The 12237-nt window shown below is 71.9% G+C and carries 17 protein-coding genes; 1 reads left to right on the top strand and 16 read right to left on the bottom strand.

Annotated elements, in window-relative coordinates; genetic code table 11:
- Positions 1 to 39: 39 nt before the first annotated feature.
- The 5 genes from ACIBAD_RS22295 to ACIBAD_RS22275 all read right to left on the bottom strand — a co-directional run bounded on the left by ACIBAD_RS22295 (position 40) and on the right by ACIBAD_RS22275 (position 3886).
- Complete coding sequence (locus ACIBAD_RS22295; protein WP_398908133.1) at positions 40 to 459, bottom strand: VOC family protein; 420 nt, start codon at positions 457 to 459, stop codon at positions 40 to 42.
- Between the two features lie 10 nt (positions 460 to 469).
- Positions 470 to 907 (bottom strand): helix-turn-helix transcriptional regulator, encoded by a 438-nt coding sequence (locus ACIBAD_RS22290; RefSeq protein WP_134073261.1) that lies wholly within the window; start codon positions 905 to 907, stop codon positions 470 to 472.
- A 234-nt stretch (positions 908 to 1141) separates the two neighbouring features.
- Positions 1142 to 1918 (bottom strand): putative protein N(5)-glutamine methyltransferase, encoded by a 777-nt coding sequence (locus tag ACIBAD_RS22285; RefSeq protein WP_398908132.1) that lies wholly within the window; start codon positions 1916 to 1918, stop codon positions 1142 to 1144.
- A 5-nt stretch (positions 1919 to 1923) separates the two neighbouring features.
- Entirely contained in the window at positions 1924 to 3168 is a 1245-nt protein-coding gene (locus tag ACIBAD_RS22280; protein WP_398908131.1) for a GNAT family N-acetyltransferase, read from the bottom strand.
- A 109-nt stretch (positions 3169 to 3277) separates the two neighbouring features.
- Positions 3278 to 3886, bottom strand: coding sequence for an AmfC protein (locus ACIBAD_RS22275; RefSeq protein ID WP_134073255.1), 609 nt, complete (start codon positions 3884 to 3886; stop codon positions 3278 to 3280).
- A gap of 162 nt (positions 3887 to 4048) precedes the next feature.
- On the opposite strand from ACIBAD_RS22275, the gene dtd reads away from it, so the two are divergent.
- Positions 4049 to 4474, top strand: a complete 426-nt coding sequence (gene dtd, locus ACIBAD_RS22270) for a D-aminoacyl-tRNA deacylase (RefSeq protein WP_134073253.1) — start codon at positions 4049 to 4051, stop codon at positions 4472 to 4474.
- A gap of 15 nt (positions 4475 to 4489) precedes the next feature.
- On the opposite strand, the gene ACIBAD_RS22265 is transcribed toward dtd, so the two are convergent.
- The 11 genes from ACIBAD_RS22265 to ACIBAD_RS22215 all read right to left on the bottom strand — a co-directional run bounded on the left by ACIBAD_RS22265 (position 4490) and on the right by ACIBAD_RS22215 (position 12214).
- Complete coding sequence (locus ACIBAD_RS22265; protein WP_134073251.1) at positions 4490 to 5458, bottom strand: glycine cleavage T C-terminal barrel domain-containing protein; 969 nt, start codon at positions 5456 to 5458, stop codon at positions 4490 to 4492.
- A gap of 10 nt (positions 5459 to 5468) precedes the next feature.
- Positions 5469 to 5924, bottom strand: a complete 456-nt coding sequence (locus ACIBAD_RS22260; RefSeq protein ID WP_398908130.1) for a Fur family transcriptional regulator — start codon at positions 5922 to 5924, stop codon at positions 5469 to 5471.
- 67 nt (positions 5925 to 5991) lie between these two features.
- Positions 5992 to 6564, bottom strand: coding sequence for an FABP family protein (locus ACIBAD_RS22255; RefSeq protein WP_134073249.1), 573 nt, complete (start codon positions 6562 to 6564; stop codon positions 5992 to 5994).
- Between the two features lie 276 nt (positions 6565 to 6840).
- The gene (locus ACIBAD_RS22250) at positions 6841 to 7752 is read right to left on the bottom strand and encodes a hypothetical protein (protein WP_398908129.1); all 912 of its coding nucleotides are present in this window, start codon (positions 7750 to 7752) and stop codon (positions 6841 to 6843) included.
- Positions 7749 to 8576, bottom strand: a complete 828-nt coding sequence (locus tag ACIBAD_RS22245) for a hypothetical protein (protein ID WP_398908128.1) — start codon at positions 8574 to 8576, stop codon at positions 7749 to 7751. Before ACIBAD_RS22245 ends, ACIBAD_RS22250 begins: the two co-directional genes overlap by 4 nt.
- Entirely contained in the window at positions 8573 to 9346 is a 774-nt protein-coding gene (locus tag ACIBAD_RS22240) for a hypothetical protein (protein WP_134073247.1), read from the bottom strand. Before ACIBAD_RS22240 ends, ACIBAD_RS22245 begins: the two co-directional genes overlap by 4 nt.
- 113 nt (positions 9347 to 9459) lie before the next feature.
- Positions 9460 to 9723 carry a DUF3099 domain-containing protein gene (locus ACIBAD_RS22235; RefSeq protein WP_134073245.1) on the bottom strand — a complete coding sequence of 88 codons (264 nt, stop codon included), beginning with the start codon at positions 9721 to 9723 and terminating at the stop codon, positions 9460 to 9462.
- Between the two features lie 111 nt (positions 9724 to 9834).
- Positions 9835 to 10125, bottom strand: a complete 291-nt coding sequence (locus ACIBAD_RS22230; RefSeq protein ID WP_134073243.1) for a DUF1416 domain-containing protein — start codon at positions 10123 to 10125, stop codon at positions 9835 to 9837.
- 63 nt (positions 10126 to 10188) lie between these two features.
- Positions 10189 to 11034 (bottom strand): sulfurtransferase, encoded by an 846-nt coding sequence (locus ACIBAD_RS22225; protein WP_134073241.1) that lies wholly within the window; start codon positions 11032 to 11034, stop codon positions 10189 to 10191.
- A gap of 223 nt (positions 11035 to 11257) precedes the next feature.
- Entirely contained in the window at positions 11258 to 11341 is an 84-nt protein-coding gene (locus tag ACIBAD_RS22220) for a putative leader peptide (protein WP_350206375.1), read from the bottom strand.
- Between the two features lie 162 nt (positions 11342 to 11503).
- Positions 11504 to 12214: a DUF2993 domain-containing protein gene (locus ACIBAD_RS22215; RefSeq protein WP_398908127.1), complete on the bottom strand. Its 711-nt coding sequence runs from the start codon at positions 12212 to 12214 to the stop codon at positions 11504 to 11506.
- Between the last annotated feature and the right edge of the window lie 23 nt (positions 12215 to 12237).

Below are 12237 nucleotides of genomic sequence, written 5' to 3'. Positions count from 1 at the left end.
CCGGACTCCGCTAACTATTGCAAGCACCTGCTTGCAAAATCACCCACGGGTGCGGGGCTGATTGAGGCGCAGCATGTTGCCGGCCGGGTCGCGGAAGGCGCAGTCGCGGACGCCGTACGGCTGGTCGGCCGGCTCCTGGAGGACCTCGCCGCCGGCCGCCCGGATGCGCTCGAAGGCGGCGTCGACGTCGTCGGTGGAGAAGATCACGCCGCGCAGCATTCCCTTGGCCAGCAGTTCGGCCATCGCCTGCCGGTCCGCGGGCGCGGCGTTCGGGTCGGCCGCAGGCGGTTCGAGGACGATCTCCACGTCCGGCTGCGCGGGTGAGCCGACGGTCACCCAGCGCATCCCCTCGAACGCCACGTCGTTGCGCACCTCGAGGCCGAGGGCGTCGCGGTAGAAGGCGAGTGCCCTGTCGTGGTCGTCGACCGCGATGAAGCACTGGGACAGCTTGATTTCCATGCCACCGACGCTAAGCGCGGGCGGTGGATTCCGCTTGCGGGCCGCTCTCGGCCGGGCCGTTCCTGACCGGCCGCGTGAGGATCTTGGCGATGCACGCCGGAATGGCCGCGCCCGGCTCATGGCTGCGGGCCCGGTACGCGCTCGGGCTCTCGCCGACCAGCTCGGTGAAGCGGGAGCTGAACGACCCCAGCGAGGTACAGCCGACCTCGAAGCAGACCTCGGTCACGCTCAGGTCGCCCCGCCGCAGCAGCGCCTTGGCCCGCTCGACGCGGCGCGTCATCAGGTAGCTGTACGGGGTCTCCCCGAAGGCGGCCCGGAAGCTGCGGGAGAAGTGCCCGGGCGACATCAGGGCCACGCGCGCCAGCTCGGCCACGTCGAGGGGGCGCGCGTACTCGCGGTCCATCATGTCCCGGGCCCGGCGCAGCCGTACGAGGTCCTCTAGCGTCACCCTGCCAGCGTACGGGGACGCCGGGGCCGGCGGGAGCCCGTGACCGCGCCGCCCGCGGGCCGGGTCCCGTCAACCCGTTCTCCCCGCGGCGGCGTTGTCCCTACGATCACCGGTCGAGCGACGTCGGGCGCCGGCGCGTGGTCGGCGCGCTGCCGGCCCGCAGGACCGGGCAGCCCCTGGCGCAGGCCCTGACCACCCCCCACCCCCCGGGGATGTCCGCGAAGTCCCCGCCCCTCAGGCCGCGCGGGTGCCGATCGCCAGCGTCGCGTGCAGGTCCTGCGACGTGGTGGCGCGGACCGCCAGGCCCGCCGCCGCGAGGGCCGATGCCGTGCGCGGGGACTGGCGGGCGCTCGTCTCGATCAGCAGCCTGCCGCCCGGGGCCAGCCACGGCAGGGCGCCCGCCGCGACCCGGCGGTGGACGTCCAAGCCGTCCGGGCCGCCGTCCAGGGACGTCAGCGGCTCGTGGTCGCGGGCCTCCGCCGGGAGCAGCCCGATCTCCTCCGTCGGCACGTACGGGGCGTTGACCAGCAGCAGGTCCACCCGCCCGCGCAGCGAGTCCGGCAGCGCCGCGTACAGGTCGCCCTCGTGGACCCGCCCGCCGTACGGGGCCACGTTCAGCCGCGCGTACGCCAGAGCCGCCGGGTCGATGTCCGCCGCGTGCAGTTCCACCCGGGGGCCCAGGTGCGCCGCCACCGCCGCGCCCAGCGCGCCGACCCCGCAGCACAGGTCCAGTACGACGGCGTCCGGCCGGCCCAGGGCCACGGCCTCCTGCACCAGGAACTCGGTGCGCCGGCGCGGTACGAAGGCCCCCTCGCCCACGCGCATGCGCAGCCCGCAGAACTCCGCCCAGCCGACGACGTGTTCCAGCGGTTCGCCGCCGGCCCGGCGGGCCACCAGGTCCGCCAGGTGCCCGTCGTCCTCGGCGGCGGCCGTCAGCAGCTCCGCCTCCTCCTCCGCGAAGACGCAGCCCGCCGCCCGCAGGGTTTCCACAATCGAAGTCACTGAATCCATCGCTCTCAGAAGATGTCCGGGCACCACGGGCGGCGCGCCGTGCGGAACACGGCGTCCGCGAGCGCCAGCGCCCCGGGCCGCACCTCCGCGATCCGCCCGAGCGCACCGAGGCGTACCGCCGACTCGCCGCCGAGGTACAGGGAACCCAGTGCCGACGCGTCGAGCCGCAGGTCCGCCGGTTCCCCGGTGGCCGTGCACTCCCCCGTGCCCGCGTCCAGACGGTAGCGCCCCGCGGCCGGACCGCCCGGATCCGCCACCTCCAGGACGAGCACCCCGGGCACGGCGTACGTCCGGGCGCCCAGCGCCCGTACGACGTCCAGCACGCGCACCCACAGGAAGTCCGAGGCGGTCACGATCCCGGCCGCACGCGGGTCGGGCAGCAGCTGCGCGACGAGGTCGTCGGGGGCGCGGTAGCCCGTACGGACCTTCATCACCCAGTCGATCGAGCAGAGGAAGTGCCACAGCGCGCGCTCCGCGTCCGGGGTGACCGCGATCAGGTCCTTGACCTGCACGGTGTTGCGGGGGACCTTCCCGTCCGTCCAGTGCGCGTCGGCCGTGTACACGGCGAGTCCGGCCGGCTCGCCCTCCGCCGTCCGGTACACGGCGTGGAACTTGTCCTTGTAGGGGCGCGAGGACACCTCCTCCAGCCCGGTGGCCAGGCTCCACCAGCGCGCGTTGCGGTCGACCGTGCCGGGCGAGACCGCCCGCAGCCGCTCGTGCAGCCCGGGGCCGATCGTGCGCGCCCCGGCCGCGTCCACCAGCTCGATCCGGCCGCCGTCCGCGGGCCCGGACCAGCGGGGGTCGAGCCCAGTGCGGCTCACGTCGATCTCCCACTCGGCGATCGAGGCGGCGGGCCCGTACCCGTACCGCCCGTAGATCGGGTACTCGGCGGCGATCAGGGTGGACACGACGTCGCCGCGCGCCCGCGCGGCCGCCAGCTCGGTGGCCATCATCCGGGTCAGCAAGCCGCGCCGGCGGTGCGTGGGCAGCACGGCGACGTTCGTGACGGCGCTCGCGGCCACGCTCGCCCCGCCCGGGACGGTCAGCTCCTGGGCGAAGGAGCGGAAGGTGGCCACGCAGCGGCCGGTGGAGGCGTCGAAGGCGCCCAGCGTTCGGCCCAGGTCGCCGTGCTTGGCCCGCTGGGCGACGTCGGACTCGGTGACGCGGTCGGGGCGCAGGAAACCGGTGTTCACGGTTCGCAGCCACTCGGGGAGTTCGGATTCGGCGATCGGCCGCACGTCAGCACTCATAACCGGCCACGCTAACCGCCGCTGCGACCCCCGTCGCCGGAATTTCCCGCGCCGGACCGCGCCCCGGCCCCGGCCTGCCGGGTCCACGGGGCGGCCGGCGGCCGACCGGCTACACCAGCAGGTCGTCCACCTGTGCCTCACCCTCCCGGTAGCGCCGGGTGATCTCCGCGCTGCAGTCGTCCGCCGTGCGCTGGAGCTGGTGCCGGCGCCGCGAGACCTGCTGCTCGTACCGCACCAACCGGCCCATCGCTTCGTGCAGTTCGCCATCGGTGCGGGCCACCAGGTCCGACAGCTCCACATCGGACAGCATCTCCGCGGCCAGCAGCCGGAACTCCTCGCTGTGCGGGGTGCAGAGCGTGACGTGCCGGGCGGAGGCGCTGCGGCTGGACGGCGCGTCCGCGAGGATCTCCGAGAGCCGGTCGACGACCGGCGGCTCCGGGGTCACCGGGGCCTCCGGGTCGCTGCGCCGGGCCAGTTCGGCCCGCAGGATGTCGATCCGGCCCTGGAGAAGTCTGCGTACGTAGCTCAGGTCGGCCTCGTCGCGCTGCGCGTCGCGGCGCAGCGTGCGCAGCTCCGGCAGCCCGAGCGCGGTCGCGGGCGTGGTCGGCGCCTGCTCCCCGCCCGTGCGCTGCGCGGGTGGTCTGACCGCGCTTGTCGAAGTGGCCGCGGGTGATGCAGGTACGGGTGATGCAGGTACGGAGGTACCAGAAGTATTCATGTGAACGTGTCCGTCCCCTCGACCGGTGCATGGGGTCTCCCCCGGCCCGTGGGACCGGGGGGAAGCACCGCCTGCGTGCATCGTGCCACTCTCCGTGGTGCAGGTGCAGTCCCACGCCACCCGATCGGCCCCTGATGGGTGCACGCCTGATACACAGGTGGTATGCGAGCAGTGGTGCAGAGGGTGGACGGCGCGCGCGTCGTCGTGGCCGGCGAGACCGTGGGCGAGATCGTCGGCGAGGGGCTGTGCGTGCTGGTGGGGGTCACCCACGAGGACACCCCGGAGAAGGCGGCGCAGCTGGCGCGCAAGCTGTGGTCCGTGCGGATCCTGGAGGCGGAGAAGTCTTGCAGCGACGTGGACGCGCCGCTGCTGGTGATCTCACAATTCACGCTCTACGGGGACGCCCGCAAGGGCCGGCGCCCCACCTGGAACGCGGCGGCGCCGGGCGAGGTAGCCGAGCCGCTCGTCGACGAGGTCGTCGCGCAGCTGCGCGCGCTGGGGGCGACGGTGGAGACGGGCCGGTTCGGCGCGGACATGCGGGTCTCGCTCACCAACCACGGCCCGTTCACCATCGTCATCGACGTCTGAACCACCGGGGCGCCGTCACGGCGCCACGACGACCTCCTGCGCCGCGGCCGTCTTCCCGGCCAGCAGCGGGGCGTCGACCGGCACGTTCCGCTTGACCAGCGCCAGCGCGATCGGGCCGAGCTCGTGGTGGCGGACCGCGGTGGTCACGAAGCCGAGCTGGCGGCCCTCCTCCCCGTCGGCGGCGAGCCGGATCGGCGTGCCGTGCGCCGGGAGGAGCACCTCGGAGCCGTCCAGGTGCAGGAAGACCAGCCGGCGGGGCGGCTTCCCCAGGTTGTGGACGCGGGCCACCGTCTCCTGGCCGCGGTAGCAGCCCTTCTGGAGGTGCACCGCGGTGCCGATCCAGCCCAGCTCGTGCGGGATGGTGCGGTGGTCGGTCTCCAGGCCGAGCCGCGGCCGGTGCGCCTCCACGCGCAGGGCCTCGTACGCCAGGAGCCCGGCGGCAGGCCCGTGCGCGGCGGAGAAGGCCTCCAGCTCGGCGCGGGGCAGGAAGACGTCGCGGCCGTACGGGGTCTCCCGTACGGGGTGCTCCTTGGCGAGCTCGGCGATGGAACCGGCCGGCAGGTGGACGACGGCGAAGTCGGCGGTCCGGTCGGCGACTTCGACGCGGTAGAAGAACTTCATCGACTCCAGGTAGGCGATCAGCGCCTCCTGGGTGCCGGGCTCCACGTGCGCCCACACGGTCTCGCCGTCGTCGACGAGGTAGAGCGCGTGCTCGATGTGGCCGTTGGCGGAGAGGATCAGCGCCTCGGTGGCCTGCCCGGGCGGGAGTTGCGTCAGGTGCTGGGTGAGCAGCAGGTGCAGCCAGCTCAGCCGCTCCGGTCCGGTGACGGTGACGACTCCGCGGTGCGAGAGGTCGACGAAACCGCGGCCGTCGGCGAGCGCGCGCTGTTCGCCGTACAGCTCTCCGTAGTGGGCGGCGACGCCCTCGTCGCGGCCTTCGGCCGGTACGGCGCCGGGGAGATGGAGCAAGGGGCTGCTGGTCATGCCACCTAGCCTACGACGGGGCGTCCTGCTGCTTGGCGGCGCACTTCTTGCAGAGCCCGAAGATCGCGAAGTGCTTCATGTCGGTCTCGAAGCCGAAGGTGGCGCGCAGCTTCGCGGTGAACTCGGCGGCGATGTCGACGTCCGCCTCGATCACGTCGGTGCACTCGCGGCAGACCAGGTGGATGTGGTGGTGCCGGTCGGCGAGGTGGTACGTGGGCGCCCCGTGCCCGAGGTGGGCGTGCGAGACCAGCTTCAGCTCCTCCAGGAGCTCCAGCGTGCGGTAGACGGTGGAGATGTTCACCCCGGAGGCGGTCTTGCGCACCTGGACGAGGATCTCGTCCGGCGTCGCGTGCTCCAGGCTGTCGACGGCTTCCAGCACGAGCTGGCGCTGCGGGGTCAGCCGGTATCCGCGCTGCCGCAGGTCGCTCTTCCAGTCGGCACTCTCGGTGTCTCCGATGCTCCCCACCCGGCCAGTGTAAGCGCGCGAAGGGGACCGCGGGCCGAGCCCGCGGTCCCCGTTCGTGCTCGGTCCGTCAGCGGAAGAAGGCGATGCCGTCGTCCGGCATGTCCGGGAGGTTGCGCGCCATCTCGGCGACCTCCTCCGGGGTGACGACCTTCTTGAGCTGGGCCGACATGTACGGGCGCAGCTCGACCTCGGGGGTGGCCTTCTCGCCGACCCACATCAGGTCGCTCTTCACGTAGCCGTAGAGCCGCTTGCCGCCGCTGTACGGGCCGGAGGCGGCGGTCCGGGCGACGGCGTCCGTGGCCAGGTCGATCTGGGGCTTCTGGTCGGCGAGCTCGCCGTACCAGACCTCGACGACGCCCTGGTCGCGGACCATGACGATCTCGACCTTGCGGTCCTTGTCGATGCGCCAGTAACCGGACTCGGACTCCAGCGGCCGCACCTTGTTGCCCTCGGCGTCGAGGACCCAGCTGCGGGAGGTGTATTCCAGGAAGTCCCGGCCGTCGTGGCTGAAGACGACTTCCTGGCCGAAGTTGCACTTCTCTTCACCGGGGAAGTCGAAGACGCCCGCGCCCTCCCACGTACCGAGGAGGAAGGCGAGGGGGACGAGGCCCGGGTTCAGGTCGGACGGGATCTGGATCATGTGTGGCTGCTCAGGCGATCTGTGGGGAGGGGTTCCGGGTCCGGGACGGCGGCCGATCGGATGATCAGCGCTGGCCCTGGTACAGCTTCTTCACTGCGAGGCCGCTGAAGGCGAGCACGCCGACGCAGACCAGGACCAGCAGGGAGGTGAAGATTGCCTCAAGCACGGGGTGCTCCTCGAAGTGATGTGGGCGTGTACGGGGCCGGTCCCCAAGCCTACTGGCCCGGGGACCGGCGCACTCCGTGAGGTAGGCCGCACGGCTTTTCCCGTCAGGTGTCAGCCGAGCAGCTGGCTCTGCAGGATCACCGTCTGGTGGAAGGGGACGGTGGCCACCGCACCCTTGCGGGTCTGGATGATCACGCTCAGGACGTCACCCGCCTCGATGCAGCCGAGCCTGGTCTGCTCGTCGCCGTTGGCGGGCTCGGGCTCCTTGAACAGGCTGACGCCCTCGGGGCGCTTCGCACCCTGTTCCTGCTTGCTCACGACGTCCCGCCAGGACAGCTCCATCTCCAGGACCGGCGCCCCGGCCAGCTGCATGTTGGTGCTGCATCCGGCGAAGGCGTCGACGAAGCCCTCGGAATGGAAACGCAGCAGGTAGGCGTGTGTGCGCGTGCCGTCCGCGGTGGTCCAGCCGCGACCGGTGACCTGGCGCAGTCCCTCGTACTCCAGGTACTCCTTCAGCTTGGCCCGGCGGTCGGGCGCGTACTCCGCCAGGAAGGCGTCGACCGACACCGTCCCGTCCTTGTCCGGCTTGACCGCGTCGTCCGGCCCGGCGCCCTCGGGGGCCGGCAGCAGCAGCCCGGTCAGCGGCGCGTAGTGCGTGCCGGGGCGGTTGTCCGGGCCCTTGGCCAGGGGGGCGCCGGCGGGCAGGGCGGGCTTGGACAGCGTCGGGTACGTCCAGCGGCCGTCGCCGAGCGTGGACAGGCCGGGGACGCGGGTGCGCTCAACCCGGCTGATCCCGTACGTGACCCCGGTGCCGACGGCGGCGAAAACGAGGACGGCGGCCGTCCAGCGCAGCGCGGCGAACAGCTTGCGGCGATCACTGGGGACGGCCGGGGCCGACGCCGGCGTCCCGGCGTCGACGGTCTCCGGTACGGCCCCGGGCGCGGTCTCCGGCGCGGGGACGGTCCCGGCCACTGCGGCGGGCTCGGCCACCGGAGCGGTTCCGGCGGTGTTCTGCTCGGTCACACGGACTCCCCGGGGGCCTTCAGGTGGTTCAGCTGCTGCTTGAACAGGTCCGCGACCTCGGTCACGGAGAACTGCGGGATCCCGTACGCCCGGAAGTCCACGAGGACGTCGCCCTGGACGGCGACGCAGTCGATCGTGTCGATCTTCTCCTTGTCCTTCGCGTCCGGGTCGCCGATCTTCAGCAGGGCGCATTTGGCATCGGGAAAACCGTCCACCTTCGGCGCCTCGCGGTCGTCGCCGAGCTGGTCGAGGACCTTCTTGCCGACCTCGGAGAACTTGGCGAGCGCGGAGGGGTCGGCCTGCGTGAGGCGGACCTCCGCGACCAGCCCCAAATGGTCCTTGCTGTAGCTGCGGCCGGCCATGCCCTTGAGCTTCAGGTCGGCGAGGGCCTTGTCCCGCTGCTCCTGCTGAGGGCCGGAGAGACCGGACCGGCCTTCCCTGAGGGCTTCGATCGCCCGCTCGCCGGAGACGTAGAAGTCGTTGCCGTCGACGGCGATGTCCGGGCCGAGGCTGTAGTTCACCGGCAGCGGCATCAGCTTTCCGGTGAGCTCGTTCGACGGGACGGACGGGACCGGCTCCGGCGAAGAGCCGGGCGTGGGGCCCGCGGCGATCCAGTACCGCGTCGGGGCGCTTCGTTCGGCGTCGGAGATCGCGGCGGACGCCCAGAGCGCGCCCCCGGCCAGGACGGCCGAGGCCACGGCCCCCGCGGCCAGGGCCACGGCCTTGCGGCGGTTCACCGGGCGCGCCGGCGGCGCGGTCGGCCCGGTCGTGGCGGTCGGCCCGGCCGCATCGTCGTCGGGCTGGTTGCTCTGCTGGTCGTTCACAGGCGCTCCCACTGCCGCTTGGCCAGCTCGACGACCGTGCCCTCGTCGATGGTGCCTTGGTTGTTCGTGTACTCGATCTCCATGACGACGTCGCCGCGGCGGGCGACGACCCGGGCCGAGCGGGTCGGGTAGTAGCCGGGCTTCTCGTGGGTCCGGGAGTCGATCCAGAGGTGCCCGTAGGCCGCCGCCACACCCGGCAGGTCCTTGCCCGGGTTGCCCGCGTACTCCTCGGTCCCGAGGTAGCCGGTGTCGTCCTGGTAGGCGTGGGCCCCCGAGCGGTCGGCGAACTGGAACAGCTCGACCGAGACGTAGTTCGTGTCGTTCTCGAACCACCGGCGGGCGGCGATCCGCCGGATGCCGTTGCGGAGCTGGAAGCCGAGGCCCTGGTTGGGGTGCTCGTAGTAGCGCGCCGAGAACTCGTCCGGGGACTCGTAGCCCGAGAAGGCGCCCTTCGCCCCGGACGGGGCCTCGATCAGCATCTTGGCCAGGTCGTCGTCCGTCTTGTGCCAGCGGTTGGCGTTGACGGAGCGTGTGCTCGTCGACTCGTTCGGAGCCTGCGGCTTCGGCTGGGCGATCCTCTGCTGCGCCAGCGGCGGCAGGGGCGTGGGCTCGCGGTCGTACTGGATCGCGTAGCCGGTGACCGTGCCCGCGAGCACGCCGAGCACGACGGCGCCGGCGATCAGGAGGACCGTACGGCGGCCGCCGCGCCGGCTGCGCGTTCCGGTCTCCTCCCCTTCCGGCCGGTCAGGGATGGTCTGTGCGTGTTCCAAGGAGGTCCCCCCGCAGGACATGGGGCAACGGGCGATCACCCGTGCACAGCCATGACCTGTAGAGGAGGCGGCCGGTTGTACGCGTGCTTATTACATTCTTATCTCGCGGGGTTTCAGTCCTCGTGGGACCGTTTTCCGTCCAGTTCGTCCCACCACTCGTCGGACTTCGGGTCGCCCGAGGGGTCGTCCCACCAGCGGTCCTCCGGGCCGCGCCGGTTCGCGATCATCGCGGCGACCGGCGGTATGACCATGGCGACCACGCAGAGGGCCACGGCCGCCTCGACCGAGAACAGCCGTACGAAGGTCCAGGCGGATACGAAGAGGAAGATGCATCCGCCCATGAGGACGAAGTAGACGCGGCGGCGCCGGGCGTACATGCCTCCAGCGTAGAGCCGGGAGGCGGACGGCGCGAAGGGCCGCACCCCGTTCCAGTGGCGTCCAACCCCCTGGGGTGCGGCCCTTCGGCCGGTCATTCAGGCGTGCGGTGCTCAGACCGCGATCGCCACGTCCGTCACGCCGCCGGCCTCGGCCACGACCACGGCGCGGTCCGCCTGGGCGCCGGGAACCAGCGCGCGCAGCGTCCACGTGCCGGTCGCCGCGTAGAAGCGGAACTGGCCGGTCGCCGAGGTCGGGACCTCGGCGGTGAACTCGCCGGTCGAGTCGAGCAGGCGCACGTACCCGCTGACGGGCTCGCCGTTCTTGGTCACCTGGCCCTGGATGGCGGTCTCACCGGGCTTGAGCGTGGCGAGGTCGGGCCCGCCGATCTGTGCTCCACACATGTTCTCTGTCCTGTCCTGGAGGGGTCGTACCTACGGAGGGCGTCGCGTACCCGGCCGTGGTGGTTACTTGTTGGCGCCGAGCTCGATCGGCACGCCGACCAGGGAGCCGTACTCGGTCCAGGAGCCGTCGTAGTTCTTGACGTTCTCCTGGCCCAGGAGCTCGTGCAGCACGAACCAGGTCAGCGCGGAGCGCTCACCGATGCGGCAGTACGCGATGGTGTCCTTCGCCAGGTCGACCTGCTCGGCCTGGTAGAGGGCGGTGAGCTCCTCGTCGGACTTGAACGTGCCGTCGTCGTTGGCGTTCTTCGACCACGGGATGTTGCGGGCGCTCGGCACGTGGCCGGGGCGCTGCGACTGCTCCTGCGGGAGGTGCGCCGGGGCGAGCAGCTTGCCGGAGAACTCGTCGGGCGAGCGGACGTCGACCAGGTTCTGGACGCCGATCGCGGCCACGACGTCGTCGCGGAAGGCGCGGATCGAGGCGTCCTGCGGCTGGGCCTTGTACTGGGTGGCCGGGCGGTTCGGGACGTCGGTGCCGTCGACCAGGTCGCGGGAGTCGAGCTCCCACTTCTTGCGGCCGCCGTCGAGGAGGCGGACGTCCTGGTGGCCGTAGAGCTTGAAGTACCAGTAGGCGTACGACGCGAACCAGTTGTTGTTGCCGCCGTAGAGGACGACCGTGTCCTCGTTGGAGATGCCCTTGGCGGAGAGGAGCTTCTCGAAGCCCTCCTGGTCCACGAAGTCGCGGCGGACCGGGTCCTGGAGGTCCTTCTTCCAGTCGATCCGGACGGCGTTGGTGATGTGGTTCTTGTCGTACGCGGACGTGTCCTCGTCCACCTCGACGATGACGACGTTCGCGTCGTTCAGGTGGGCCTCGACCCAGTCGGCGTCTACGAGGACGTCGCTGCGGCTCATGGTGATCTCCTCCGGGGCAGTGTGCGGCGGGGCGTGCTGTGCAGGTGCAGGGGGCGCGTGGCGGTCTGCGGGTTCTGCAGGTTCTGCGGGTTCTGCGGGTGCGTACCGCTGCGGGCGGCTTCCTCGGGCACTGCGCGGGGAGGCGTCAGCGGGCAGGAGGGGGCGGCTGCGGGTCACGCGGGAAGGACGGTCGTCCGGCTGATGGAGCGGAAGCGCTCACAGGTCACATGGATCGACAGAGCATGGCGGCGACGCGACACAGGTCGACTGCCCGTCGCTTCGTGAGGTCCGCCTGCTGATGCTTCATAGCCATGGATCGTAGGGACGAATCGGCCGCCCTGTCACCGGTGTGTCATATTCCGAGACAGGATCGTCCGGATATTGGGATGCATACGCCCCCGGGCGGCTGCCGCACCGCCTCCGGGGGCCTTCGTACGGCCCGGCCTTCTGAGGATCGGACCGTACCGTCTCACGATCCGGCCAGCACCACGTCCGAGCCGCTCAGCGTGAGGTGTACGCCGGACTCGTCCGAGGTCAGCGTGGCCGGCTTGAGCCCGGACGGCAGGCCGCTGTCGATCCGGCGGTCGAAGTCGGTCTTCTTGCGGACCGCGCCCTCGATGCCGGGCAGGCCCCCGCCCGGTACCTCGTCGGCGCGGACGCGGACCATCTTGCCGCCGCCGGGGGCGTCCACGAGCGTGACCGTCGACACCACGCTGGGGGCGAGCCTCTTGCCGAGGACCTCCACGGCCGCCGTCACCTTCACCTTGCCGGGCGCCCCGCCGTACGTGACCGTCACGCCGGTCTGCGAGGCCTCGGTCAGGTCCCGGTACGTGACGAGGGCCGTGCCCTCGGCCTGCTGCGCGGTGCCCCCGCTGTAGTCGCCGTTCAGCTTCACGCTGCGGAAGCTGGCGTCGAGCTCCGACAGACGCGTCTTGCGGCCGTCCGACACGGCCTCCACGCCCTTGAGCTTCACATCGACGCGGTCGAGGTCGTGGCTGAGCGCCTGGGTCAGGAACGGGAACCCGTGGATGTCCACCTCCGTGGACCCCGCCAGCCCCTGGCGGGCCTGGATGCGGTCGGCCAGCCGGTTCTCGGCGTAGTTCACCGCCCAGCGGTCGGCGCCGACGAACAGCGCCCCCAGCACCACTCCGATGATCACAACGACGCGCAGGAACCGCACGTGCCCTCCCCCTGTCGACCGGT

Origin of the sequence: Streptomyces sp. NPDC051109 (assembly GCF_044455885.1) — a bacterium.
GTDB lineage: Bacteria > Actinomycetota > Actinomycetes > Streptomycetales > Streptomycetaceae > Streptomyces.
This window is presented reverse-complemented; position numbering and strand designations above follow the sequence as displayed.